The 25,663-nt window shown below is 63.0% G+C and carries 28 protein-coding genes and 1 tRNA gene; 21 read left to right on the top strand and 8 right to left on the bottom strand.

Annotation, left to right across the window (positions count from 1 at the left end; translation table 11 throughout):
- Positions 1-2: 2 nt before the first annotated feature.
- From BUC24_RS21190 to BUC24_RS21175, 4 genes are read right to left on the bottom strand one after another with little or no spacing between them, the layout of a single operon-like run.
- On the bottom strand, positions 3-1,106 hold the full coding sequence (locus tag BUC24_RS21190) for an acyltransferase family protein (RefSeq protein WP_073221471.1): 1,104 nt from the start codon (positions 1,104-1,106) through the stop codon (positions 3-5).
- Positions 1,103-2,377 carry an MFS transporter gene (locus tag BUC24_RS21185; protein ID WP_073221468.1) on the bottom strand — a complete coding sequence of 425 codons (1,275 nt, stop codon included), beginning with the start codon at positions 2,375-2,377 and terminating at the stop codon, positions 1,103-1,105. Before BUC24_RS21185 ends, BUC24_RS21190 begins: the two co-directional genes overlap by 4 nt.
- An 18-nt stretch (positions 2,378-2,395) precedes the next feature.
- Complete coding sequence (locus tag BUC24_RS21180; RefSeq protein WP_073221465.1) at positions 2,396-3,277, bottom strand: N-acetylmuramic acid 6-phosphate etherase; 882 nt, start codon at positions 3,275-3,277, stop codon at positions 2,396-2,398.
- Between the two features lie 26 nt (positions 3,278-3,303).
- The gene (locus BUC24_RS21175) at positions 3,304-4,044 is read right to left on the bottom strand and encodes a GntR family transcriptional regulator (RefSeq protein ID WP_073221461.1); all 741 of its coding nucleotides are present in this window, start codon (positions 4,042-4,044) and stop codon (positions 3,304-3,306) included.
- A 186-nt stretch (positions 4,045-4,230) separates the two neighbouring features.
- Here BUC24_RS21175 and BUC24_RS21170 point away from each other — a divergent pair, with 186 nt between their 5' ends.
- The 13 genes from BUC24_RS21170 (at position 4,231) to BUC24_RS21110 (ending at position 17,873) form a co-directional block, all read left to right on the top strand.
- Complete coding sequence (locus BUC24_RS21170) at positions 4,231-5,418, top strand: D-amino acid dehydrogenase (RefSeq protein ID WP_073221458.1); 1,188 nt, start codon at positions 4,231-4,233, stop codon at positions 5,416-5,418.
- Between the two features lie 108 nt (positions 5,419-5,526).
- Complete coding sequence (locus BUC24_RS21165) at positions 5,527-5,934, top strand: hypothetical protein (RefSeq protein WP_073221455.1); 408 nt, start codon at positions 5,527-5,529, stop codon at positions 5,932-5,934.
- Between the two features lie 81 nt (positions 5,935-6,015).
- Positions 6,016-6,444, top strand: a complete 429-nt coding sequence (locus BUC24_RS21160; protein ID WP_073221452.1) for a YchJ family protein — start codon at positions 6,016-6,018, stop codon at positions 6,442-6,444.
- Between the two features lie 8 nt (positions 6,445-6,452).
- The gene (locus tag BUC24_RS21155) at positions 6,453-8,060 is read left to right on the top strand and encodes a carboxyl transferase domain-containing protein (RefSeq protein ID WP_073221449.1); all 1,608 of its coding nucleotides are present in this window, start codon (positions 6,453-6,455) and stop codon (positions 8,058-8,060) included.
- Between the two features lie 9 nt (positions 8,061-8,069).
- Positions 8,070-8,855, top strand: a complete 786-nt coding sequence (locus tag BUC24_RS21150; protein ID WP_073221445.1) for an enoyl-CoA hydratase/isomerase family protein — start codon at positions 8,070-8,072, stop codon at positions 8,853-8,855.
- 14 nt (positions 8,856-8,869) lie between these two features.
- Positions 8,870-10,201, top strand: coding sequence for an adenosylmethionine--8-amino-7-oxononanoate transaminase (gene bioA / locus BUC24_RS21145; protein WP_073221711.1), 1,332 nt, complete (start codon positions 8,870-8,872; stop codon positions 10,199-10,201).
- On the top strand, positions 10,201-11,385 hold the full coding sequence (gene bioF / locus BUC24_RS21140) for an 8-amino-7-oxononanoate synthase (RefSeq protein WP_073221443.1): 1,185 nt from the start codon (positions 10,201-10,203) through the stop codon (positions 11,383-11,385). The genes bioA and bioF overlap by 1 nt, the downstream gene beginning before the upstream one ends.
- A complete protein-coding gene (gene bioD, locus BUC24_RS21135; protein WP_073221440.1) occupies positions 11,382-12,167 on the top strand; it encodes a dethiobiotin synthase in 786 nt (261 codons plus the stop codon). The genes bioF and bioD overlap by 4 nt, the downstream gene beginning before the upstream one ends.
- An 18-nt stretch (positions 12,168-12,185) precedes the next feature.
- Complete coding sequence (gene bioB, locus BUC24_RS21130; protein WP_073221437.1) at positions 12,186-13,220, top strand: biotin synthase BioB; 1,035 nt, start codon at positions 12,186-12,188, stop codon at positions 13,218-13,220.
- A gap of 43 nt (positions 13,221-13,263) precedes the next feature.
- Entirely contained in the window at positions 13,264-15,285 is a 2,022-nt protein-coding gene (locus BUC24_RS21125; RefSeq protein WP_073221434.1) for an acetyl/propionyl/methylcrotonyl-CoA carboxylase subunit alpha, read from the top strand.
- A 120-nt stretch (positions 15,286-15,405) separates the two neighbouring features.
- Entirely contained in the window at positions 15,406-16,335 is a 930-nt protein-coding gene (locus tag BUC24_RS21120; protein WP_073221431.1) for a 2-hydroxyacid dehydrogenase, read from the top strand.
- Position 16,336: 1 nt separating this feature from the next.
- Positions 16,337-16,930 (top strand): hypothetical protein, encoded by a 594-nt coding sequence (locus tag BUC24_RS21115; protein ID WP_073221709.1) that lies wholly within the window; start codon positions 16,337-16,339, stop codon positions 16,928-16,930.
- A gap of 25 nt (positions 16,931-16,955) precedes the next feature.
- Complete coding sequence (locus BUC24_RS21110) at positions 16,956-17,873, top strand: hydroxymethylglutaryl-CoA lyase (RefSeq protein WP_073221427.1); 918 nt, start codon at positions 16,956-16,958, stop codon at positions 17,871-17,873.
- A gap of 113 nt (positions 17,874-17,986) precedes the next feature.
- On the opposite strand, the gene BUC24_RS21105 is transcribed toward BUC24_RS21110, so the two are convergent.
- Together BUC24_RS21105 and rsmI are read right to left on the bottom strand one after the other, a co-directional pair.
- A tRNA-Pro gene (locus tag BUC24_RS21105) sits at positions 17,987-18,063 on the bottom strand.
- Positions 18,064-18,124: 61 nt separating this feature from the next.
- Positions 18,125-19,039: a 16S rRNA (cytidine(1402)-2'-O)-methyltransferase gene (rsmI, locus tag BUC24_RS21100; RefSeq protein ID WP_073221424.1), complete on the bottom strand. Its 915-nt coding sequence runs from the start codon at positions 19,037-19,039 to the stop codon at positions 18,125-18,127.
- 11 nt (positions 19,040-19,050) lie between these two features.
- Here rsmI and BUC24_RS21095 point away from each other — a divergent pair, with 11 nt between their 5' ends.
- From BUC24_RS21095 to BUC24_RS21065, 7 genes are all read left to right on the top strand, one after another.
- Complete coding sequence (locus BUC24_RS21095; protein ID WP_229448492.1) at positions 19,051-20,328, top strand: penicillin-binding protein activator; 1,278 nt, start codon at positions 19,051-19,053, stop codon at positions 20,326-20,328.
- 1 nt (position 20,329) lies between these two features.
- Entirely contained in the window at positions 20,330-20,689 is a 360-nt protein-coding gene (locus tag BUC24_RS21090) for a YraN family protein (RefSeq protein ID WP_073221415.1), read from the top strand.
- Positions 20,690-20,744: 55 nt separating this feature from the next.
- The gene (locus BUC24_RS21085) at positions 20,745-21,341 is read left to right on the top strand and encodes a phosphoheptose isomerase (RefSeq protein ID WP_073221412.1); all 597 of its coding nucleotides are present in this window, start codon (positions 20,745-20,747) and stop codon (positions 21,339-21,341) included.
- Positions 21,334-21,975 (top strand): BON domain-containing protein, encoded by a 642-nt coding sequence (locus BUC24_RS21080; RefSeq protein ID WP_073221409.1) that lies wholly within the window; start codon positions 21,334-21,336, stop codon positions 21,973-21,975. The genes BUC24_RS21085 and BUC24_RS21080 overlap by 8 nt, the downstream gene beginning before the upstream one ends.
- Positions 21,976-21,980: 5 nt before the next feature.
- Positions 21,981-22,508: a TlpA disulfide reductase family protein gene (locus BUC24_RS21075; protein ID WP_073221406.1), complete on the top strand. Its 528-nt coding sequence runs from the start codon at positions 21,981-21,983 to the stop codon at positions 22,506-22,508.
- A gap of 278 nt (positions 22,509-22,786) precedes the next feature.
- On the top strand, positions 22,787-23,377 hold the full coding sequence (locus BUC24_RS21070; protein WP_073221403.1) for a sigma-70 family RNA polymerase sigma factor: 591 nt from the start codon (positions 22,787-22,789) through the stop codon (positions 23,375-23,377).
- Positions 23,374-24,075 carry an anti-sigma factor gene (locus tag BUC24_RS21065; RefSeq protein ID WP_073221400.1) on the top strand — a complete coding sequence of 234 codons (702 nt, stop codon included), beginning with the start codon at positions 23,374-23,376 and terminating at the stop codon, positions 24,073-24,075. The genes BUC24_RS21070 and BUC24_RS21065 overlap by 4 nt, the downstream gene beginning before the upstream one ends.
- Before the next feature lie 9 nt (positions 24,076-24,084).
- On the opposite strand, the gene BUC24_RS21060 is transcribed toward BUC24_RS21065, so the two are convergent.
- Positions 24,085-24,516: a group I truncated hemoglobin gene (locus BUC24_RS21060; RefSeq protein ID WP_073221397.1), complete on the bottom strand. Its 432-nt coding sequence runs from the start codon at positions 24,514-24,516 to the stop codon at positions 24,085-24,087.
- A gap of 14 nt (positions 24,517-24,530) precedes the next feature.
- Positions 24,531-24,956: a PaaI family thioesterase gene (locus BUC24_RS21055; protein ID WP_073221394.1), complete on the bottom strand. Its 426-nt coding sequence runs from the start codon at positions 24,954-24,956 to the stop codon at positions 24,531-24,533.
- A 72-nt stretch (positions 24,957-25,028) separates the two neighbouring features.
- Between BUC24_RS21055 and BUC24_RS21050 the strand changes: the two genes are divergently transcribed.
- Positions 25,029-25,628 carry a DUF1287 domain-containing protein gene (locus BUC24_RS21050; protein WP_143167606.1) on the top strand — a complete coding sequence of 200 codons (600 nt, stop codon included), beginning with the start codon at positions 25,029-25,031 and terminating at the stop codon, positions 25,626-25,628.
- Positions 25,629-25,663 lie beyond the last annotated feature (35 nt).

Below are 25,663 nucleotides of genomic sequence, written 5' to 3'. Positions count from 1 at the left end.
GTCTAGACTTTTACGAACCACTTCTTGCGCCACATGACCCAGGCGACCATGAACATGGCAGCATCAAACAGCAGAGCATAAAGCAAAGAGCGCAATTCGGGTGCCACGTCCAGTGTGGCCAGCATGGCACTCACGACCGGCCCGTATGGCATCAGCATCTTGGCAATCAGCGAAGAGAACGCAAAGATGAAAAGGGCGTTCATCCCGTAGATCAGCAGCGGCGTGCTCCAGTGGGTGGCAATGGCGCGCCAGCGGCGGTGCGGATTGGCGTCCAGCAGCCAGTAAAACACCCCGAACAAGAGGAGCGCCCAGCCACCGGTAAACAGCACGAATGACGGGGTCCACAGCGCTTTGTTGATCGGCATGAGCACCACGTCAAGCATGGCCCCTGCCCACAGCAATGCCAGCCCGGACAAAAGCAGCCACACGGTTTGTTCCACCCGCGGGCGTGACGATGACAGCCAGCGCCCCGTCAATACACCAATCAGCTGGGTGCACAGCGCAGGCATGGTGCTGAGCAGCCCTTCCGGATCCCAGATCACCGATTGCTTCCACAGGTGGCCGCCCAGCAGCATGCGGTCCAGATAGGCGCCCATGTCGCGTCCCGGTTCCAGCACGCCGGCGCCGATGCCCGGTACCGGCACCAGCAGCATCAACACACTGTACAACGCCAGCAACACGCCAATGGCAGCGAGCTGCGCGCGCCAGCCGCAGTACACCACCAGCGGCGCTGCCAGCAAAGTGCACAAGGCGATGCGCTGCAAAACGCCGGGAATGCGCACATTGGAGAAATTAAAATCGGGGAACAGGTTGAGCGTCAGCCCGATCAAAAAAATCATCACGGCGCGCGTGGCCAGCTTGGTCAGCAGCGCCGGCTTGTCGGCGCCGGCCGCAGCCAGGCGTCCCAGCGACAAGGACATCGAGACCCCACCAATGAACAGGAAGAAGGGAAAGATCCAGTCGGTGAAGGTCCAGCCGTGCCAGTGCGCGTGCGCCAGTTGCGAATACAGGTGCGACCAGTCGCCCGGATTATTCACCAGCACCATGGCGGCAATGGTGAATCCACGGAAGGCATCGAGTGAGGTCAGTCGTTTGGCCGCGCTCATTTGGCCGGCGCCTTGCCGAATTCCGGGTCGATCTTGACCAGCGCGGCCATCAAAAAGGCGGGGAGTGTCATCAGGCAGACATACATGAAGAAGTGGGGATAACCGAGCCATTCCTGGATCTGGCCGCTGTAAAAGCCTGGCAGCATCATGCCGGCCGCCATCAAGCCGGTGCAGATGGCGTAATGGGCCGTCTTGTGGGCGCCATCGGCCACCATGATCATATACATCAGCAGGGCGGCAAAGCCGAAGCCGTAACCAAACTGCTCAAGTGCAATGCAAACCGAGATGGTCAGCAAGTCCTGCGGCAAGGCGGTCGCCAGATACACGAACGCCAGGTCCGGCGTGTGCACGGCAAACACCATCAGCCACAGGGCGCGCTTGAGGCCGATTTTCGAGATCAGGTAACCGCCCAGCAATCCGCCCAAGGTAAGGAACAGCACGCCCACGGTCCCGTAGACCCAGCCCACATCCGAAGTGGACAGTCCGAGGCCGCCCTTGGCAACCGGGTCTTTCAGGAAAGGCACCACCAGCTTGATCAACTGCGATTCACCGAGCCGGAAGGTGAGGATAAAGCCCAGCACCAGCAGAATGTCCTTGCGCTTGAAGAACAGCACGAAAGTGGTGAAGAATTCCTTGAAATAATTATCGGTCTGCACCACCGGCTGATCGCTGGCCGGGCGCGGCAGCACGGTCAGGTGGTACACGCACAACGCCAGGAACATGCCCGCCAAAATGTAGAGCACAACCGACCAGGCATAGCCCACGTCGCCCGTGCGCTCAGTGATCTGGCCCGCCAGATACACCAGCAAGCCCTGGCCGGCAATATTGGCCAGGCGGTAGAAGGTGCTGCGCACGCCGACAAAGGCCGCTTGCTTGTCCTGCGGCAGCGCCAGCATGTACAGACCGTCGGCGGCAATGTCGTGGGTGGCCGAGCTGAACGCCATCAGCCACAGAATGGCCAGGCTGATCTGGAAGAAGGCGGGCAGATGGGTGGTCAGCGCCACCGAGGCCAGCGCCGCGCCAACCACAAACTGCATGCTCACCGTCCACCAGCGCTTGGTGCGGAACATGTCAATGAAAGGGGACCAGAGCGGCTTGATCACCCACGGCAGGTACAGCCAGCTGGTGTAAAACGCGATGTCGGTATTGCTGATGCCAAAATCCTTGTAGATGATGACCGACAGCGACATCACCACCACATACGGAATGGCTTGGACAAAATACAGCGAGGGGATCCAGCTCCAGGGATTGTTCGCGAACGATTTTTGCATGGTTCTTTCGTGGCCAGGTCAGGCTGCAAGCGCCTGGCGCACGCTGCCGCGGGTCGCCTCGAGCAGCACCCTGGCCTGGTCGATACTGGTTTTTTTCATCAAGGCGACAATGGCGACCTTGACATGGAAATCGCACTCTTCCAGCACCGCGCGCGCCGCCGCTTCGTCGGCGCCGGTGGCAAACATGGTCAGGCGCACTGCGCGCAGCACCAGCTTGGCATTGGTTGCTTTCAAGTCTACCATCAGGTTGCCATAAACCTTGTTCAAACGCACCATCAAAGCACTTGAAAACGTGTTCAAAGCAATTTTCTGGGCAGTGCCGGCTTTCAGGCGCGTGCTGCCGGAAATAACTTCCGCGCCCGTGTCCAGGGTGATACCGATGTCCGCTTCGGCCGCCACGGGCGCGCCGGGATTATTGGCAAAGCCCAGCGCCAGTGCGCCGGCCTCGCGCGCCGCGCGCAACGCGCCCAGCACATACGGCGTGGCGCCGGAAGCGGCCAGCAGCAACACCACATCGTTCGGGCCAGGGTGGACTTCGCGCATGTCGGCGCCGCCTTTGGCCAGGTCATCTTCGGCACCCTCGACGGCAATGAACATCGCGTCAATGCCGCCCGCCAGCAGGGCCACGGCCCGTTCATGCGGCCACGAAAAAGTTGGGTATAGTTCGACGCTGTCGAGCACGCCCAGGCGGCCGGACGTGCCGGCGCCCACGTAGATCAGGCGCCCGCCCGCCTCGATCCGCGGCAGGGCCGCGTCCACCGCGCGCGTCAGTGCCCCGGCCGCTGCGCGCACGGCGTGCACGGCGTTGAGCTGGTCGTCCACCAGGACGGTGACAAGTTGTTCAGTGGAATAGTGGTCGAGATCGGCATGCCTGGGGTCGGGAGTTTCAGTGTTGAGCATCGATCCGCCTTTGGTCAGACCCGCAATCAGGCCACGCGCCGCATTTCGGCGACAAAATCGTAGTGATCGCTGCGGCAATAAGAATGGGTAAGCTCGACCGCCTGGCCCGATTCCAGGTAACCCACGCGGGTAATGAACAGCACTGCCTGATTTTCAGGCACGCCCAGCTGCCCGGCCAGTGTGGCGGACGCATTCATGGCGCGAATATGCTGCAGTGCACGCATGGGCATATGGCCGCTGGCGGCCAGGTGTTCGTACAGGGAATTGCCCACCGCATCAGGCTGCGGCAGCACGCTGGCGGGAATGATGCTGACCTCGTAGGCCATGACGATATCGTCGGCCATGCGCAAGCGTTCCAGGCGCGCCACCCGCGCATTGGGCGACAGGCCCAGGCTGAGCTGCTCGTCGGCGGACGCGGCCACCACGGCACGGCTCAGCCACTGCGAACCGGGCCGGTAGCCACGCTGCTGCAATTGCTCGGAAAAACTGGACAGGTTCGACAGCGGCTGCTCGATGCGCGGCGCCACATAATTGCCGGAACCACGGCGCCGCACCACCAGACCCTGTTCGACCAGCTGGTCAATGGCCTTGCGCGCCGTGACGCGCGACACATCGAGCTGTTCGGACAGCAGCCGTTCGGACGGCAGCGCCTGATCGACCTGATAACGGCCGTCCCGTACATCGGCGATGAGCTTGCGCGCCACCTGCATGTACAGCGGTGAATTGTCATTCGCATCGGCTTTGAATTCGGTGCTGGTATCGCTCATTGCATTCCGCTTTGGTTCATTGTGCTGCACGGGGGCATCCGAAAAACGCACTTCGGTGTAATCTGATAACGCCTCGGACCCGTAAAAGTTACAGCAACCGTTGTCGCATTCTACTGCGCCCGCTCGAAAAAAAGTGAGAATGCGCTCAGCCGTGCCCGGCAAAATCGATTCCGTGAAAGGATTTGAATGCAGCACGTACTTGTCATTGGCGGTGGCGTGATTGGCCTGACCTCGGCCTGGTGGCTGCTTGAGGCGGGATTTGGCGTCACTCTGCTGGAACGCGAAGTCCAGGTCGGCAACGGCGCCAGCTACGCCAACGGCGGCCAGCTCAGCTACCGCTACGTGTCGCCCCTGGCCGACGCTGGCGTGCCGCTCAAGGCCCTGCACTGGATGTTCCAGCAGGATGCGCCGCTGCGTTTTCGGCCCGAACTGGACTTGCGCCAATGGCGCTGGCTGGCCAGTTTTCTGGCGCACTGCAATGCCGCCGCCAACAGTGCAACCACCGCCCACCTGCTTGAACTGGGCGAAGCGAGCCGCCAGGCCATGGCGGAACTGGCCATTCCGCAAGAGGAATTCAGCTGGCGCGAAGCAGGCAAGCTGATCATCTATCGCTCGCGTCCCGCACTCGACGTGGCCGTCGCCAGACCGGATGCGGGTCAGCTCCTGTCACCGGCGCAATGCGTGCGCTGCGAGCCAGCCCTGGCGCACGTGGAAGCGGCACTGGCCGGCGGCATCTTCAATCCGGGCGAGGCGGTGGCCGATTGTCATGCCTTTTGCGAAGCATTGATGCGCCGCATTGCCCAGCATCCCCGCTTTCAAGCGCGCGTCACGGGCGCTGCGCACCAGCTTGAGCGGGCGCGCGGCAAGGTCACAGGGGTGGCCACGGCCGCGGGCCGCCTGGTCGCCGACCATTATGTGCTGGCCGCCGGTATTGCCAGCCGCGATCTGGCGGCCACGGCGGATATCCGGCTGCCTCTGTATCCGGTCAAGGGCTACAGTCTGACCGCACCGATCCGCAGCGGCGATCTGGCGCCACAGGTCAGCGTGACCGATTTCGAACGCAAAATCCTGTACGCGCGCATTGGCGAACGACTGCGTGTTGCCGCGATGGCCGATCTGGTAGGCGAGAATCTGACGCTTGACGCGGCGCGGGTTCAGGGCTTGCTGCGCCAGGTGCGCGCCACCATGCCGCAAGCGGCCGACTATGCCCAGCTTGCCACCTGGGCCGGGCTGCGGCCATCGACGCCCAGCGGGGCGCCGCTGATTGGCGCCAGCCGCTATGCCAACCTGTGGCTGAACGTGGGACATGGACCGCTGGGATTTACTTTTGCCTGCGGCGCGGCGCGAAAGCTGGCAGCCATCATGCATGATTGAACAACCCTGTCCAGTAGGAAATGTTGCATTGTTGTATGTTGGTCAAAATACCATATTCGTTGAAATTTCGGTTACAGTAGCCTTCCGTCAATACAACGAATCGTTCCCATGAAAATTAGAAATTTCGTTTTCGCAAGCATTCTCGCCATGCTGTTCTGCCTGCCCGCCCAGGCCAAGGGCTTCCTTCTGTTTAATACCGGCTCCGAACTGTTTGAAGTAGCACCGTTTCCTGCCGAGATGGTCAGCGAATACCGTGATTTGAACAGCTACAAGGCTGGCTACAAATGCGATCACTTTGGCCTGTTCTGGGCCGACATCTGGACCTGGAACTGCAGCCTGGTGGCCGTTTCCGCCCAGGACAGCTACGCGGACCTGCCAGCTGCCGTGGCCAGCAAACTGCGCGGCGATCCCGCCTACGCTTTCAAGAATACCCAACGCAGTTTCTGGAACCACTACGGGATTCTGGCAGCACTTGCCGCGCTTGGCGGCCTCAGCTTCCTGCGCCGCTTCATCTGATTGGCGCGATAAGCGCATCGCTCCCCTCGCGCATGGCGGATTTGGCGGATAATTGCCGGATTCCTTTTTTGCCAGACCGCCATGCCAGCACCAGCCACCTGCCCCTGCGGCGGCACTTCGCTTGCCGCCTGCTGCGGCCCTTACCTCGCAGGGCAAGCCGTGCCCGCAACCGCCGAAGCGCTGATGCGTTCGCGCTATACCGCCTATACCCAGCGCAATGAAGCCTATCTGCGCGCCACCTGGCATCCCAGCACCCTGCCAAACGAGCCCATCGTGCAGGAAAACGAGGCATTGCAGTGGCTCGGACTTGAGGTAAAATCTGCTTTACGTTTACGTCAACGTAAAGCAGAATTGCCAGAAAATCAAGACGCCGATACCGTAGAATTCGTCGCCCGCTACAAGATCAACGGACGTGCCCATCGCTTGCACGAGCTCAGCCGCTTCGTGCGCGAGCCGGCCGACGGGGTGGCGCGCTGGTTTTACCTGGACGGCAGTTTCCCGGACAAATAAGGATCGCAATGCCTCAAATCGACAGCAAACTCAATCCGCGCAGCGATGACTTCAAGGCCAACGTGGCAGCCATGCAAAGCGTGGTCGACGACCTGCACGCCAAGGTCGCTGCCATGGCCGCCGGTGGTGGCGCCGCTGCCAGCGCCAAGCATGTCGCACGCGGCAAGCTGCTGCCGCGCGACCGGGTCCAGATGCTGCTCGATCCCGGCACGCCTTTCCTCGAGTTTTCCCAGCTGGCCGCCTACGATATGTACGAAGGCGCCGCGCCAGCTGCGGGCATCATCACCGGCATCGGCCGTGTCTCGGGCCAGGAATGCGTGATCGTCTGTAACGACGCAACCGTCAAGGGCGGTACCTACTATCCGATGACGGTCAAGAAGCACCTGCGCGCCCAGGAAATCGCGGACCAGAACAATCTGCCATGTATCTACCTGGTCGACTCGGGCGGCGCCAACCTGCCCAACCAGGACGACGTCTTCCCCGACCGCGACCATTTCGGCCGCATCTTCTTCAACCAGGCTAATTTGTCGGCCAAGGGCATTCCGCAAATCGCCGTGGTCATGGGCTCCTGCACTGCCGGCGGCGCCTATGTGCCGGCCATGAGCGACGAATCGATCATCGTCAAGGAACAAGGCACCATCTTCCTGGGCGGCCCGCCGCTGGTGAAAGCGGCCACCGGCGAAGTGGTCACCGCAGAAGACCTGGGCGGCGGCGACGTGCACACCCGCCTGTCGGGCGTGGTTGACCACCTGGCCCAGAACGACCTGCACGCGCTGTCGCTGGCGCGCACCATTGTGTCGAATCTGAACCGCACCAAGCCGCAGCAAATGGCCCTGCGTGAATCGATCGAACCGAAATACGCGCCGCAAGAGCTGTATGGCGTGATCCCCGTGGACACGCGCAAGCCCTTCGATGTGCGCGAAGTGATCGCCCGCATTGTCGACGGCAGCGAATTCGATGAATTCAAGGCCCGTTACGGCACCACCCTGATCTGCGGCTTTGCCCACATCTACGGGGTCAAGGTCGGCATCATCGCCAACAACGGCATTCTGTTCTCGGAGTCGGCGCTCAAGGGCACCCACTTCATCGAGCTGTGCTGCCAGCGCAAGATCCCGCTGGTGTTCCTGCAAAATATCACCGGCTTCATGGTGGGCCGCAAATACGAAAACGAAGGCATCGCCCGCAACGGCGCCAAGATGGTCACCGCTGTGGCCACCGCCGCAGTACCGAAGTTCACGGTCATCATCGGTGGCAGTTTCGGCGCCGGCAACTACGGCATGTGCGGCCGCGCGTTCTCGCCACGCTTCTTGTGGATGTGGCCAAACGCGCGCATTTCCGTCATGGGCGGCGACCAGGCCGCGTCGGTGCTGGCCACCGTCAAGCGCGACGGCATCGAAGGCAAGGGCGGCCAGTGGAGCGCCGAAGAAGAAGCCGCCTTCAAGCAGCCGATCAAGGAACAATACGAGCACCAGGGCCACCCCTATTACGCCACGGCGCGCCTGTGGGACGATGGCGTGATCGATCCGGCCGACACCCGCATGGTGCTGGGCCTGGGCCTGTCGGCCGCGCTGAACGCCGAAATCGAGGACACCAAGTTCGGTGTCTTCCGCATGTAAGGAGCTGCGATGCAATTTGAAACCCTGACCGTCGACATCGTTGAGCGTGTGGCCACCATCACGCTCAATCGCCCGGACGTGCGCAACGCATTTAACGAATTCACCATCGCTGAACTGGGCCTGGCCTTCAAGGACCTGGGCGAAAACGCCGAGGTGCGCGCCATTGTGCTGGCAGCCAAAGGCCCGGCCTTCTGCGCCGGCGCCGATCTGAACTGGATGAAGAAGATGGCCGGCTACACCTACGCCGAAAATGTCGACGATGCCGAAAAGCTGGCCGACATGCTGCGCACCATCTACCTGTGCCCGAAACCGGTGGTCGCCAAGGTGCAGGGCGATTGCTACGCCGGCGGCATGGGCCTGGTAGCGGCCTGCGACATCGCGGTGTCCGCCAGCGGCGTCGCCTTCTGCCTGTCGGAAGTGAAGCTTGGCTTGATCCCGGCCACCATTTCGCCTTACGTCATCAAGGCCATGGGCGAAAACGCCGCGCGCCGCTATTTCCTGACGGCGGAAAAATTTTCGGCCCAGGAAGCGCATCGCATCGGCTTCGTGCACGAAGTGGTGGCGCTCGACGTCCTTGACGCGACCGTGGCTGGCATTGTCAAGGCGCTGGTCACCAGTAGCCCGAATGCGGTACGTCAGGCCAAGGTACTGGTGCGCGACGTGAGCGGCAAAACCGTCGACAGCGCGCTCGTAGTCGACACGGCCGAGCGCATCGCCGACATCCGTTCGTCGGAAGAAGGGCGCGAAGGCGTGGCCTCCTTCCTCGAAAAGCGCAAGCCAAACTGGCTGCATTGAGATTGAAGGCGAACATGCCACAAGACTGGGTCAACCGCAGCCTGCGCAGCGTATGGCATCCGTGCACGCAGATGCAGCACCACGAAACCGTGCCCCTGATTCCGGTCAGCCACGGCCGCGGCGCCTGGCTGTACGACCACGAAGGCAAGCGCTATCTGGACGCCATCAGTTCGTGGTGGGTCAATCTGTTCGGCCACGCCAACCCGCGCATCAATGCGGCCCTCAAGGACCAGCTCGATCGCCTTGAACACGCCATGCTGGCCGGCTTCACCCACGAACCGGTGATTCGCCTGTCGGAGCAGCTGTCCGACATGACCGGGCGCACCCTCGGCCACGCGTTCTACGCGTCCGACGGCGCCTCGGCGGTGGAAATCGCCCTCAAGATGAGCTTTCACGCGTGGCGCAATTCGGGCCGCACCGACAAGCAGGAATTCGTCTGCCTGAAAGGCAGCTACCATGGCGAAACCATCGGCGCGCTGGCCGTGACCGATGTGGCCTTGTTCAAGGATGCTTACGGCCCGCTGCTGCGCGCCGCCCGTGTGGTCATGTCGCCCGACGCGCGCCAGGCAGGCGAGGGCGAAAGCGCCCAGGACGTGGCACGGCGTGCCGCCAAAGATGTGGAAAACCTGTTCCTGGAACGGGCCGACAAGATCGCCGCCATCATCATCGAGCCGCTGGTGCAGTGCGCCACCGGCATGGCCATGCACGATCCGCTGTACCTGACGCTGGTGCGCGAACTGTGCGACCGCCACGACGTGCATCTGATCCTCGACGAAATCGCTGTTGGCTGCGGCCGCACCGGCACCTTCTTCGCCTGCGAACAGGCTGGCATCTGGCCCGACTTCCTGTGCCTGTCGAAAGGCATCAGTGGCGGCTACCTCCCGCTTTCGCTGGTGCTCACGCGCGACGAGGTCTACCAGGCTTTCTACAGCGCGGATGTCACGCGCGGATTTCTGCATTCGCATTCCTATACCGGCAATCCGCTGGCCTGCCGCGCCGCGCTGGCCACCCTGCAGATATTCAAGGACGACAACGTGCTGGCCAACAACCGCCAGCGCGCCGCCAGCCTGACCGCTGCCATGGCGCCATTGGCGCAGCACGAACGGGTACGCCACTTCCGCCAGGCCGGCATGATCTGGGCCTTTGACGCGGTGGAGCCGGATGCGGCGCGCGCGTCGACCTTCTCGCGCCGCTTCTTCAGCGCCGCGCTGGAAAACGAGCTGCTGCTGCGCCCCATTGGCCGCACGGTCTACCTGATGCCGCCGTACATCCTGTCCCACGACGAAATGGCCGGTCTGGCCGAGCGCACCCGCATGGTGTTTGAATCGGTGATCGGAAACGCCTGATGGACATGATTGCCGCCCTCGACCGCAAGCTGGCCGAACTTGACGAGCAAAGCCTCACGCGCCACCGGCGCGTGCTGGAAACGGCGTGCGCGCCGCGCGTGGTGGTGGGCGGACGCCCCATGCTGGCCTTTTGCAGCAACGATTACCTGGGCCTGGCCGCGCATCCGCGCGTGGTCGAAGCGCTGCGCGAAGGTGCCGCGTTATATGGCGCCGGCAGCGGCGCCTCGCACCTGATCAGCGGCCACACCCAGGCCCACCAGCTGCTGGAAGACCGCCTTGCCGAATTCGTCGGCGTCCATCTGGTGGCCCCGCGCGCGCTGTCGTTCTGCACCGGCTACATGGCCAATCTGGCGATCCTCACCACCCTGGGCCAGGATGGCGATGCCGAGATATTTTCCGAGTCGCTCAACCACGCCTCGCTGATCGATGGTGCCCGCCTGGCCCGCGCCAGCGTCAAGGTGTATCCGCATGCTGATCTGACAGCGCTGGGCGCGCTGCTGGCCAACAGCAATGCCACCAGCAAGCTGGTGGTGACTGACAGTGTATTCAGCATGGACGGTGACCTGGCGCCCTTGCCGCAGCTGCTGGCGCTGTGCGAACAGCACAATGCCTGGCTGGTGATCGACGACGCACATGGCTTCGGCACCCTGGGCGCCCACGGCCGCGGCGCCCTCGAACACTTCAATCTGCGCTCGCCCAACCTGGTCTACATGGGGACCCTGGGCAAGGCTGCCGGTGTAGGCGGTGCCTTTGTGGCCGCCCATGCCAGCGTGATCGAAACCATGATCCAGCGCGGCCGCCCCTACATTTACACCACTGCCGCGCCACCGGCGCTGGCGCACGCCCTGCTGGCCAGTATCGATATCATCGGCAGCGACGAAGGTGCTTCGCGCCGCGCCCACCTGCAATCGCTGGTGGCGCAGCTGGGCCACGAACTGAAACTCAAGCGCTGGCAGCGGATGGAATCCGACACCGCGATCCAGCCCATCATCATTGGCAGCAACGAAGAAGCGCTGCGCATTGGCGCCGGCTTGTATGGCATGGGCTTGTGGGTGCCGGCCATCCGCCCACCCACCGTCCCGGCGGGAACGGCGCGCCTGCGCGTGACACTGTCGGCTGCGCACACGCATGAAGAAGTCGCGCAGCTCGCTGCCGCGATCAACGAATTGGAGCAATTGCGATGAGTCTGAACGATCCTGTCGATCCGCTTGCCGTCGCCACGCCCGTGGTCGAACCGCTGCCCGCACTGGCTGCCGAAGGCCTGCCGATGCGTTTCTCCTGCTTTGTGACTGGCACTGACACCGAGATCGGCAAGACGCTGGTGTCGTCAGCGATTTTGCACACGCTGGTGGAAAACGGCGTGCGTGCCTGCGGCATGAAGCCGGTGGCTGCGGGTGCCGCCATGCGCGACGGCGAACTGCACAACGAAGACGCCGACCAGCTGATCGCCGCTGGCAATGTCCACCTGCCGGCCAATATCACCACACCCTACATGCTGCGCGACGCCTGCGCCCCGCACATTGCCGCCGCACGCCAGGGTGTCACCATTGAAGCGGTGCCCATCATTGCAGCTTATGCCGAAGTGTCGGCCGCCTCCGACGCGGTGGTGGTCGAAGGCGTGGGCGGCTTCCGGGTGCCATTCTCGGACGATTTCGACAGCGCCCAGCTGGCCGAACAGCTCAATCTGCCGGTGATCCTGGTGGTGGGCCTGCGCCTCGGATGCATCAGCCACGCGCTGCTGACCATCGAGGCGATCATCACGCGCGACCTGGTGCTGGCCGGCTGGGTGGTCAACGAAATCGATCCCGACATGCAGTTCGCCGACGAAAACGTCGCCGCGCTCGAACAACGGATTCCGGCGCCGCTCCTGGGCCGCATCCCCTACCTTGAACAAGCAACGGCCGCAGAAGCCGCAAAATTTATCGATCTCGCAGGACTGCCAGGCTGGCCGTCCAAGCGCGACTGACCCTCAGAAGGAATGACCATGTCTCAAACTACCGCCGTCTCTTTCCACCCGCCTGCCGCGGCCATCAAACTGCCTGAGGCAGCCACCTGGCCGCTGGCCGATGTGCTGGCGCTGTTCGAGCTGCCGTTCAATGACCTGATGTTCAAGGCGCAAACGGTACACCGCGCGCACTTCCCGGCCGGCGATGTGGAACTGGCGACCCTGCTGTCCATCAAGACCGGCGGCTGCGAGGAAGACTGCGGCTACTGCCCGCAGGCGGCCCGTTACGACACCGGCGTTGAAGCGAAAAAAATTCTCGACATCGATACCGTGATTGACGCGGCCAAGCAGGCCAAGGCCAACGGCGCCACGCGCTTTTGCATGGGCGCCGCCTGGCGCAGCCCGAAAGAGCGCGACATGGACAAGGTCGAAGAGATGGTGCGCGAAGTCAAAGCGCTGGGCATGGAAACCTGCGCCACCCTGGGCATGCTGGAAGAAGGCCAGGCCGACCGTCTGAAAAACGCGGGCCTGGACTTCTACAACCACAATCTGGACACCGCGCCCGAGTTCTACAACAACGTGATCTCCACCCGCGAATACCAGGACCGCCTCGACACCCTGGGCCGCGTGCGCAGCGCCGGCCTGAAGGTCTGCTGTGGCGGCATCGTCGGCATGGGCGAATCGCGCCTGCAGCGCGCCGGCCTGATCGCGCAGCTGGCCAACCTGAACCCGTATCCGGAATCGGTGCCGGTCAATCACCTGGTGCAGGTCGAAGGCACGCCGCTGCACGGCCTCGATCCGCTTGACCCGTTCGAATTCGTGCGCACCATCGCCGTGGCCCGCATCACCATGCCGCAGGCACGCGTGCGCCTGTCGGCAGGACGGCGCCAGATGGGCGAAGCCGTGCAAGCCATGTGCTTCCTGGCCGGCGCAAATTCCATCTTCTACGGCGACAAGCTGCTCACTACCGACAACCCGGAAGCCGAAGACGACCGCGCCCTGCTCAACAAGCTGGGCCTGGTAACACGCGCCGCCACGCTGGACTCGGCGCCAAAAGCGGCTTGCGGCGGCTGAGAACGACCTACAAAAAACCAAGAACGAGATAAGGCAGCGACCCATGTTTACAAAAATCCTCATCGCCAACCGTGGCGAAATCGCCTGCCGTGTGGCCGCCACTGCGCGCCGCATGGGCATCAAGACTGTCGCCGTGTATTCGGAGGCAGACGCGAATTCAAAACATGTGGCGGTGTGCGATGAAGCTGTGCTCATTGGTCCGGCAGCTGCCAAGGAGAGCTATCTGTGCGGCGACCGCATCATCGCCGTGGCACTGGCCACCGGTGCCCAGGCGGTTCACCCGGGCTACGGCTTCCTGTCCGAGAATGCCGAATTTGCCGACGCCTGCGTCGAAGCGGGCCTGGTCTTCATTGGCCCGCCAGCGTCGGCCATGCGCGCCATGGGCTCCAAATCGGCCGCCAAATCGCTGATGGAAACTGCCAAGGTGCCGCTGGTACCTGGCTACCACGGCGACAACCAGGATCCGGACTTCCTGCAGCAGCAGGGCGACCGCATCGGCTACCCGGTTCTGCTGAAAGCCTCCGCTGGCGGTGGCGGCAAGGGCATGCGCGTGATCGAGCGCTCGGAGGACTTCAAGGCAGCCCTGGCCTCCTGCAAGCGCGAAGCAATCAGCTCCTTTGGCGACGACAAGGTCCTCGCCGAAAAATATCTGCAGCGCCCACGCCACATCGAGATTCAAGTGTTTGCCGACACGCGTGGCAACTGCGTCTACCTGCACGAGCGCGACTGCTCGGTGCAGCGCCGCCACCAGAAGGTGCTGGAAGAAGCGCCAGCGCCGGGCATGACGCCGGAACGCCGCTCCGCCATGGGCGAAGCGGCAGTGGCCGCCGCGCGCGCGGTGGGCTACGTGGGCGCCGGCACCGTGGAATTCATCGCCAACCAGGACGGCTCGTTCTACTTCATGGAGATGAACACGCGTCTGCAGGTGGAGCACCCGGTGACGGAAATGATTACCGGGACCGACCTGGTGGAGTGGCAGTTGCGCGTGGCCGCCGGCCAGCCGCTGCCAAAAATGCAGTCGGAACTGACCATCAATGGCCACGCGATTGAAGCGCGCGTGTATGCCGAAAATCCGGAGAAGGGCTTCCTGCCCTCGATCGGCACGCTGCGCCATATGGGCACGCCGCAGGCTGTCAGTTTTGAACTGGGCGGCACCCCAGGTGCGCCGGCGGCGGTGCGTATCGACTCGGGCGTGCGCGAAGGCGACGCCATTTCGCCGTTCTACGACCCCATGATCGCCAAGCTGATCGTGTGGGGCGCGGACCGCAACCAGGCCCTCGCGCGCATGTCGCAGGCGCTGGCCGAATTCCAGCTGGTGGGCCTGGCCAGCAATATCGCCTTCCTTAAGCGTCTGGTGGAAGGCAGCGCGTTTTCCAGCGCCGATCTGGACACAGGTCTGATCGAGCGTAACAGCGACGAATTGTTCCCGACGCCGAAATCGGCACCGGTGGGCGCGCTGGCACTGGCGGCGGTGGCGCTGATCGAAGCAGAAAAAGCGTCATCCGCGGCACAATCGGCCAATCCAGCCGACCCATGGGGCAATGCGCTGGGCTGGCGCATGAACAGCGCCTACCAGCGCCAGCTCGGTTTCGCCGACGAGCACAAAACCTATGCAGTCAGCCTGACCTACCGGCCGCATGGCTGGGATTTGTCGGTCAACGGGATTGACGTGGAGTTGTCGGTCACCGCGCGCGATGGGGCTGACCTTTCCATCAAGCTGGGCGCAACCTCGTTGCATGGCACCGTGCGCCGCGACGGCGACGTGTTCCACGTGTTCACTGGCGGCCGCCATTTTGCGCTCACCTTCAATGACCCGATGGCGCATGCCGGCGAAGTGGAAGCGGCTGGCGGACGCCTGACCGCGCCCATGCCAGGCAAGGTGGTGGCGGTACTGGCGGCCAAAGGGCAGGAAGTGAAGAAGGGCGACCCGCTCGTGATCATGGAAGCGATGAAGATGGAACATACCATCGCCGCGCCAGGTGACGGATTGGTGGAAGAGATTTTGTACCAGGTGGGTGATCAGGTCGCAGACGGCGCGCCGCTGCTGGCCTTCAAAGCCGCCTGACCAGTACATCGCCCTCGCGAAGGCGGGGGCCTGTAGCATCCATGATTTAACGTTGCAGCATGCGTGGCATGGGCCCCCGCCTTCGCGAGGGCGATGACGAAACGCGACACTGGAGACAAGATGCGCATTCTTTTGCACCGCGCCGACGGCATCACCGATCCCTGGGTCGCTGATTTTGCAGCCTGCCTGCCGCAGGCGCAGATCATCGTCTGGCAGGAAGGCGTTCCCATCGCGCCATGCGACTACGCCGTCCTGTGGTCGCCCCCGGTCGCCTTGCTGCCCGAACTGCAGCACGTCAAAGCCATTTTCCTGACGGGCGCGGGCGCCGACGGCATCCTGAAATACAGCGAAGCGCTGCCCCCGGTTCCGGTGATTCGCCTGGGCGACGCCGGCATGGCGATCCAGATGGCCGAATACGTGTCGCATGCGGTGCTGCGCTATTACCGCCGCCTGGACGAATACGACCAGCAGGCCCGGCGCGGCATCTGGAAGCAGCTGCCGCAGCACGACAAGGCCGACTTCACGGTCGGCGTCCTGGGCACCGGTGTGCTGGGCAAGCGCGTGCTTGATGCGCTGGCCTCGTTCGGCTTCCCCCTGCGTGGCTGGAGCCGCACGGCAAAGCAAATTGAGGGCGTCGAATGCTTCGCCGGCAGCGCCCAGCTTGACGACTTTTTGCGCGGCACCCGCGTACTGGTCTGCCTGCTGCCGCTCACGCCCGAGACCACCAACCTGCTCGACCGCAGCCGCCTGTCGCTGCTGCCCCAAGGCGCGTACCTGATCAACGTGGCGCGCGGCGCCCTGGTCGCCGAGCCGGATCTGGTCACGTTGATCCGCGCTGGTCATATCGCCGGCGCCACGCTCGACGTGTTCCGCAACGAGCCGCTGCCGGCGCCGCACCCGTTCTGGGACGAGCCGAAGATTACGATTACCCCGCACATCTCGGCGCTCACGCTGCGCCGCGAAAGCATTGAACAGATCAGCGCCAAACTGCTGGCGTTCGAACGCGGTGAACCCATCGCCGATGTCGTTGACCGGCAGCGCGGCTATTGACATGGAAGACGCACCCTACGCCCCGCCCGCAGCAAGCTTCGAGAAGCCGCCGGCCCCACCGCGCCTGCAAGATGCCTTCTACGTGGTGTCGCCGCTCAAATTGTGCATCATGTTTCTGGTCACGGCCGGCTACTACACGGTGTATTGGAACTACAAGAACTGGCGTTGCTACAAGAATCACCATCCGGACGGGCAGGAATGGCCACCCGCGCGCGCGATTTTCCAGATCTTTTTTTTGCACGACCTGCTGCGCGAGGCGAACGAATATGCCGACGCCCAGGGACGCCCGCTCAATTGGAAATCCGATACCGATGCCGGCATCATGATCGCACTGATTGTGGCATGGGGAGTGGTCGACCGGCTATGGTCTCGCGACATTGCGGCCAGCTATACCGCGCCCCTGTGGGCTATTCTGGGTCTGGTGCTGCTGGTGTATTACTGCAAAGTGCAAGGCCAGATCAACCGCGCCTGCGGCGACCCGCACGGCGCCGGCAATGCCAGGCTGACCGCCGCAAATTACGTCTGGATCGTCATCTGTATGCTGCTGTGGCTGGGTTTCGTTGCCTCTTTGGTCCTGCCTCCCGCTGCCACCTAATACGCTTAACCATCAAGGAAAAATCATGAGCGACGCTACGCTGCCCCGCAAAGTCAAAATCGTCGAAGTCGGCCCGCGCGACGGCCTGCAAAACGAAAAAGAATCCGTGCCTGCCGCCGTCAAGATCGAGCTGGTGAACCGTCTGTCGCAAGCTGGTTTCCAGAACATTGAAGCGGCGTCCTTCGTCTCGCCCAAGTGGGTGCCGCAGATGGCCACCAGCGCCGAAGTCATGGCAGGCATCACGCGCCGCCCGGGCACGCTGTATTCGGCACTCACGCCGAACATGCAGGGGTTCGAGGCGGCACTGGCGGCCGGCGCGCAGGAAGTGGTGATCTTCGGCTCGGCCTCGGAAGCGTTCTCGCAAAAGAACATCAACTGTTCGATCGCCGAATCGATCGCCCGCTTCGAAAGCGTGGCCAAAGCTGCCAAGGAACATGGCCTGCGCCTGCGTGGCTCGATCAGCTGCGCGTTCGGCTGCCCGTATCAGGGCGAAGTGCCTCTCGACGCCGTGGCCGATGTAGTAGGGCGCATGCGCGACCTGGGTTGCGACGAACTCGATATCGCCGACACCATTGGCGTGTCCACCGCCCGCAAGACGCAGGCCGTGATGCTGCGCGCGGCTGGTGCCTTCCACCTTGACCGCATTTCAGGCCACTTCCACGATACCTACGGCCAGGCGCTGGCCAATATCTATGCGAGTCTGGAGATTGGCGTGTCGATCTTCCATTCCTCGGTGTCAGGCCTGGGCGGCTGCCCGTACGCCAAGGGCGCGACCGGCAACGTGGCCACCGAAGATGTACTGTATCTGATGAATGGTCTGGGTATTGAGACAGGGGTCGATCTGGACCTGGTGGTCGACGCGGGCCAGTTCATTTCGCAGCACCTGGGCCGCAAGGGCGCCAGCCGGGCCGGCAACGCCCTGGCCGCCAAAAAACTCACCTGACATCGTCGTCCTCGCGCCGGCACCTGCGCGAGGACGATGTATCAAAACCGCCACGCGCGCCGCAAAAACAAAAAACCCGCACATCCAAAGGACATACGGGTTTCATGAAATACTGGTCGGAGTACAAGGATTCGAACCTTGGACCCCCTGGTCCCAAACCAGGTGCGCTACCGGACTGCGCCACACTCCGAGGACCAGAATCATAACGGTTGGCGCGAGTCCGGTCAAGGGCGCGCCCAAAATAAATTCGGTCAGTCGTCAGCCGCGCCCTTGAGCTGGAGCGCGCGCTCATACAGCGCGTTCTTTTTACGCCCCGTGATCTGCGCCGTCAGGTTGGCCGCCTGCTTGACCGAGCACTCGGCCAGCAAAATCCCCAGAATCCGTTCCGCTTCCGCTTCTTCGGCATCGCTGCCAGCCGCCGCGCCTTCGACCAGCACCACAAATTCCCCTTTTTCGCGATGCGCGTCGGCCTTCACCCAAGCCAGCGCCTCGGCCAGCGGGCAGCGATGGATCTCCTCGAACAACTTGGTCAGTTCGCGCGCAAACACAATCTGCCGCTCGAGCGGGAACACCGCTGCCAGCGCTTCCACGCAATCGACAATCCGGTGCGGCGCTTCATACAGCACCAAGGTCGCACTCACGGTCAGCAACTGCTGCAAGGCGCTTTCGCGCTGCTTGGCCTTGGCCGGCAAAAAACCGACAAAGTAGAACTGGTCGTTGACCAGCCCACTGGCCGACAGCGCCGTCACCGCCGCCGAGGCGCCAGGCACTGGTACCACCTTCAAGCCGGCCGCCCGTACTGCGTCCACAATGCGCGCACCAGGATCGGATACGCCAGGCGTGCCCGCATCCGACACCAGCGCAATCCGCTCGCCGGCCAGCAAGCGCGTGATGATCTTGTCGGCCACTTCGCGCTCGTTATGCTGGTGCGCCGCGATCATGGGGCGCGACAGACCGAAACGGGTCAGCAGATTGCCGGTATTGCGCGTGTCTTCGCACGCCACCGCATCCACCATCCCCAGCACGTGCAGGGCGCGCACGCTGATATCGGTCACATTCCCGATCGGAGTGGCCACAATGTACAGGGTTGCGGTAGGATAGGACTGCTGTGCCGCCTCGCCCATGACGGGAAGCTGAGCGATCGGACTGGACTGTTGTTCTGTCATTTGGGGGTGTAATGCCAATAAAAATGTTAAACGGCGTGCTGGCCGCTGCTGCGCTGACTTTTCTGAACGCCTGCAGTACGCCCTGCGATGCGCCGGGCCGATTGTGCGCGCCCGACGGTGCAAACACAAGCGCCGCCACCGCCCATCCGCGCGCCGATGCCCTGGTGCGCCCGGCGCCGGCTGTCATCGCTGCCCCTGCCGCCAGGCCAGTGGTGCCCTCGGTCCAGACCATGCCCATCGACCAGCCTGACCAGTCCGGCCAGGCAGCTGCCCCGGCCGCCAATGCCATCCGCATCGGGCTCATGCTGCCGCTGCGCTCGGACGCGCTGCGCGCCCCGGCCCAGGCCCTGCGCGACGGCTTCATGGCCGGCTACGAGCGCGACCGTGCCGGCTTCGTGGTCAACCTCATCGAAACAGGCGACGGCGCCGAAGACGCGCTGGATGCTTACCTCGCGGCCGTCAAAGAAAACGACCTCATCGTCGGCCCCCTGGCGCGCCCGGCCGTGTCCATCATTGCGTCCAGCGGCAGCGTGTCCAAACCCACCATTGCGCTCAACCACCCCGAAGGTGGCGCGGCCAGCAATCCGATTCCGCCGAATATGCTGGTCATTGGCCTGTCCATCGAAGAGCAGGCCCGCCAGGTGGCCCAGTGGGCTGCGGCCGAGCGCCCCAAGGTGAGCGCGCTGGTGGTGACCGGCACCACGCCCTGGCAGCGGCGCATTGCCGCGGCGTTTTCGGCCAAATGGCAGCAGCTGGGCAACGTCGCCCAAACCCTGGAAGTCCCGGTGTCCAGCGGATATCTGCACGAATCCGGCCTCAGCCAGCTGAAAACCCGCGTCGAGAGCGAACCGCCCGGCCTTGTCTTTGCGGCCCTCGACCCGGCCCAGCTCAAGCAGGTGCGCGGGGCCCTGGGCGCCACCATCCCTGTCTACGGCACCGCCTCGGTCAATCCTGGCAACGAACTCGGTGCCTCGCTGGCCGAACTGGACGGCGTGCGCCTGCTGGACATGCCCTGGAAGGTGCAGCCGGACAATCCCGCTGTCATGGTCTATCCGCGTGCGCTGACCGAAAGCAATTCGCCCGACCTGGACCGTCTTTACGCGCTGGGCATCGATGCCTTCCGCATCGCCCGCGAAGTTGCACTTAAGCCAACAGGTCCAGTCAAGCTGGACGGGGTCACGGGCCGCCTGACCTTCAGCTTCGGCCAGGGCAACAGCCGCTTCACCCGCACCGAAACCGGTGTGGTGGTGCAGGGCGGCGCCTACCGCCTGGCTGACAAAAAGCGCTGACATGGCGCCCGCCAGGCAAAGCGCCAGGCAACAACAGGGCCAGGCCGGCGAAAACCGGGCCCTCGACTACCTGCTGGCGCAGGGCTTGCGCCTGGTGGAAACCAATTTTCGCTGCAAACTGGGCGAAATCGACCTCATTCTGCGCGACGGCCCCTGCTGGGTGTTTGTCGAAGTGCGCCAGCGCGCCGGCGCCAGCCACGGCGGCGCCGCCGCCAGCATCACCCCCGCCAAGATCCGCCGCCTGGTGCGCGCTGCCGAATGCTACCTGCAACGCTTTCCCCGCATGCCGCCCTGCCGTATTGACGTGGTTGCCATTGACGGCCCCCATCTGGCCTGGCTGCGCGACGCCGTCCAAGTGTAAGCATATTTAAGTGCTCTTGCCCGGCCTCCATGGCCGTTGCACTATAATCCCAACTATGAATACTCAACGCATCCTTGCACACTTTCACGAGAGCGCCGAACTGAAGATCCAGTCGGCGGCTGCTCTGGCCCACCCGATCGGCGAGGCAATCGAACTGATGTTCGGCGCCCTGTCCAACGGAAACAAGATTCTTGCTTGCGGCAATGGCGGCTCGGCTGCCGACTGCCAGCATTTTGCCGCTGAGCTGGTCGGCCGCTTCGAGCGCGAGCGCTTCCCGCTGCCCGCCATGGCGCTGACCACTGATACCTCGATCCTGACCGCGGTCGGCAACGATTACAGCTACAAAGAGATTTTCTCCAAGCAGGTCCAGGCCTTTGGCCAGGCTGGCGATATCTTGCTGGCCATTTCCACTTCCGGCAATTCGGCCAACGTGCTGGCGGCAGTCGAAGCGGCGCTCGAGCGCGAAATGCGCATCGTCCTGTTGACCGGTAAAGACGGCGGCGCGCTGGCCAAGATGCTGACCGATGCGGATGTGAACATCTGCGTCCCGCACACGCGCACCGCGCGCATCCAGGAAGTCCACCTGGTGACCATCCATGCCATTTGCGACGGGATCGACGTCGCCTTGTTCGGAGGAGATGCCAATGAATAATTTCGATCACCCTGTTCTGCGCCGTGGCGCGCAAGCCATCCTGGTGGCGGCCCTGATGGGTAGCCTGAGCGGTTGCGTGGGCCTGGTCGTCGGTGGCGCCGTTGCCGCTGGCGCCGCCGCCACCGACCGCCGCACGCTGGGCGCGCAAGCCGACGACAAATCGATTTCGATCAAGGCCGACCTGCGCGTGCCGAAAATCGCCGGCCCCGACGCCCACGTCAACGCCAACAGCTTCAACCGCATGGTCTTGCTGACCGGCGAAGTCAAGGACGAGGAAACCAAGGCCCGCGTGGCGCGCGAAGTCAAAGCCATCGACGGCGTGCTGTCGGTTGCCAACGAACTCGAAGTGGCCGGCCCCGCCAGCTACACCTCGCGCTCGAACGACGCCCTGATCACCACCAAGGTCAAAGCCAGCCTGGTCGACATGAAGACCATTTCCGCCACCTCCTTCAAGGTGGTCACCGAGCGCGGCGTGGTCTACCTGATGGGCCGTGTGACCGAACGCGAAGGCCAGGTCGCTTCCGATGTGGCGCGCGGCGTGTCCGGCGTGGCCAAAGTGGTCAAGATGTTCGAATACATTACCGAGGAAGAAATGCGCGCCATTTCGCCCAACACGGGTAGCGTCGCGCTGTAACCGCCATGTCAAAAGAAGACACCCCACGCGCAAACTGGATCAAGCCGGCTGTCATCGGCGTGGTGGTGGCGGCGCTGACTGTCGGTGCCTACCTGTCGCTGGGCCGCGCACCCGCGCCAGCCGCGCCGCAAGTCACCTTCATTAATTTGCAAGGGCAAAAGATCGGCCTGGACAGCCTCCGCGGCAAGGTGGTGATGGTCAACTTCTGGGCCACCTCGTGCACCACCTGCGTGAAAGAAATGCCGCAGATGGTCGATACCTACAACAAGTTCAAAGGCCAGGGCCTGGAATTTGTCGCCGTCGCCATGAAGTACGACCCGCCCAATTACGTGATCAACTTTACCGAGACGCGCAAACTGCCGTTCACGGTGGCGCTCGACAGCGGCGGCGACATCGCCAAAGCCTTCAACGACGTCACGCTCACGCCCACCACCTATCTGATCGACAAGAACGGCAAGATTATCAAGCGCTATGTCGGCGAGCCCGACTTCAAAGCGCTGCACCTTCTCCTGCAAAAGGAACTGGCAAGCTGATACCTGGCTTGCGGTTCCTGCTCCCCATCCCATTGCCCCCGCTGCCGCCGGATACCGCTATCCGGTCGCTTGCCTGCGCGCGTTCGTAATCAAACGAAACATCCGGGCGTTTTGTCCCATCGCCACATGGTGTACGCAGGCCGATGGCAATCGGATTCAACTATTTTGCATTTTTTCGCAAATAATAATGTTGTATTTGGGTACGTATCTACGATAACCTCAACCTGCGCAACCGCGCCGATGCGCGGTAATTGAGAACCCCAACACCAAGGCTCGCAGTGTCCAACGATCAAAAACCGCTCGACCCGCAGCAACTCAAATCCTGGCTGCACGCAGCTGGCAAACGGGACGCTGCCGCCTTCCGTTCTTTATACGATGCAACTTCCCCGAAACTGTTTGGCTTCGCTTTGCGTATATTGCATAAGCGTGAGCTCGCCGAGGAAGTGTTGCAGGAGAGTTTCGTCGCTGTCTGGAACAATGCAGCCTCCTACCAAAGTCATCTTGCCGCACCGATGACCTGGATGGCCACCATTGTTCGCAACAAGGCTTTCGACCACCTCCGGCGCAGCGACGTCTCGGTTGAAATTGACGCGGAACAGTTTGATAGCGAAGTCATGAATGCTCTACAGGATCCGCAGGCAACGCCCATCGAGGCGCTGCAAATGACAGGCGACGCCAAGGCGCTGGCCTGGTGCATGTCCGCCCTCGAAGGCATGCATCGGCAAGTGGTGGCCCTGGCTTTTTACCACGACCTGTCGCATAGCGAAGTGGCCGAGCACATGAAGCTACCAGTTGGTACCGTCAAAACCTGGATTCGGCGCAGCCTGGACAAGCTGCGCACCTGCCTGGCGAAACGGGAGCAAGCATGAACATCCGAAATAACGTCGCCTTGCGCGAAAAACTGGCAGCCGAATACGTGCTGGGCACCCTGCGCGGTGGCGCGCGCCGCCGCTTTGAAGGCTGGATGTTCCAGGATGCCGACTTGCGCAACATCACCGCGCAATGGCAGCAGCGGCTCAGCCCCATGGCCGAGTTTGCCGGCAGCGTACAGCCGCCAAAGTCGGTCTGGACCGGCATTGAGCGCCGCCTCAACCTGAAGGCACGCGCAACAGGCTGGGAATACTGGATCAAGGAAAATATCGCCTTCTGGCGCGGGCTGGGCATTGCCTCCAGCGGACTGGCAGCGTTGTTGCTGGTCGTGGTCATGAACAAGGCACCTGACGACAACAGCAAGATTGCGTATGTGGCCACCCTGAACGATGACAAGGCCCAGGCCGCCATGCTGGTCACGGCGGACACGCGCAACCATACGCTCGACATGCGCCTGATCACCAACGCGCAAATTGCCGCGGACAAGAGCCTGGAACTGTGGGCGGTGCCCAAGTCGGGCAACCCCCGTTCGCTGGGTGTGCTGGCCGGCAACCGCGGCAAATTCAAGCTGCCTGATACCGCACTCAGCGGCGACGTGATGCTGCTGGCGGTCACGCTTGAACCGAAGGGCGGCTCGCCCAATCCAAACGGACCGACCGGCCCGATCATCTACAAAGGGAACTGGGTAAGACTGTAAGCGCGGCGCTTACTTGGTCACGATGTCGCGCTGCATGGGAGCCAGCTTGGCCACCAGCTTGTTCTGGTAGCGCGACGCGATCCCCACTTGTTCCATGGCGATCTGCAAATCTTCGGCCAGGGCATTGAACTGGGCATTGGTGATGTTCAGGCCGTCATGGATCTCTTTCATGTCCTTGCCCTTGTATTCGCAAGGGCCGCCGCTGAGCACGCAAAACTGCTCTTCCAGCCGCAGCGCCAGGTTCTTCATGTCGATATCGGTGAACGATTCCTTGATGCGCGGATCGGCCTGTATCAGCGGAATGAATGTCGCAACAATCTTCTTGATGCCGGCCTTGCCGCCCAGCCCCTGAAAGGTGGCGTCATCGGCCGCGTGCGCCGCCCCGAGAGTGGCCATAGCCAGCATGCCGGCACCGACCAATTTGGCGAGAGAAGTAGTCATCCCGCAAATTTACACTATTTCGGATACAGGATCATTTGCGTGCAGCGGAACAGGGCAATGGTCTTGCCATTCGCCTCGTTGCTCACCACCACGTCCCACACCTGGGTGGTGCGGCCCAGATGCGCCGCTTTGGCGACGCAGCAAATCGCGCCTTCGCGCGCCGTGCCCAGATGGTTCGACTTGAGCTCGATGGTGGTGAAATTGTTGGCGCCTTCCGGCAGATTGGCCACGCAGGCGTAACCGGCCGCCGTATCGGCCAGCGTGATCACGGTGCCGGCGTGCAGAAAACCATTCGGCGCCAGCAAATGCGGCTTGATCTCGATCCGCGCCGCCACTTCGCCTTCCGATACCCGCGTGATTTCAATGCCCATGTGGCCAGGCAGGCTGGTGGCGCCAAACTGGTTCATCGCTTCGGGTGTATAGGTTTTTTGCGTGCTCATGAGATGGATTCCTTTATGCATTGGGCGTAGCATGCCATTATCACCCTTCTATAAATTGCTTGCTAGATACGCATGACACTTGCCACTGCCGTTCGCTCCCTGATCCTCGCCCTGATCGCCATGCCTGCACTGGCGCTGGCACAGGGCAGCAGCAACCTGGTGACCGCCGCGCGCACCCAGATCGGCGTCACCGTCAGCTACAACCCGCGCTACGAAAAGATCGCCTACCCGAACGGCGACGTGCCGCAGGAGCGTGGCGTGTGCACCGACGTCGTGATCCGCGCCTATCGTAAGCTCGGCCATGACCTGCAGGCGCTGGTGCACGAGGACATGGGACGGGACTGGGCTGCTTATCCCAAACTGTGGCAGCTGAAGGCACGCGACAGCAATATCGATCATCGCCGCGTCCCCAATCTGCAAGCATTCTTCAAGCGCCAGGGCGGCAGCCTGCCAGTCACCCGCGACGGCCGCGATTACCGCGCCGGCGACGTCGTTACCTGGATGTTGCCCGGCAATCTGCCACACATCGGCATCGTGTCCGACCAGCGCGCCTGGACCGGCGCGCCCATGGTCATCCACAACATCGGCGCTGGCACGCGCGAAGAGAACGTCCTGTTCGACTACCCGCTGACCGGCCATTACCGCTGGAACCCGCGCGCCGCCCAACCCTGAGACCGGCCCGCTGGCGCCTCCACCTGGGAGGCGAA

This window comes from Massilia sp. CF038, assembly GCF_900129765.1.
Taxonomy (GTDB): domain Bacteria; phylum Pseudomonadota; class Gammaproteobacteria; order Burkholderiales; family Burkholderiaceae_D; genus Telluria_A.
Note: the sequence above shows the minus strand (reverse complement) of the source record. Positions and strands in the feature narration are given on the sequence as shown.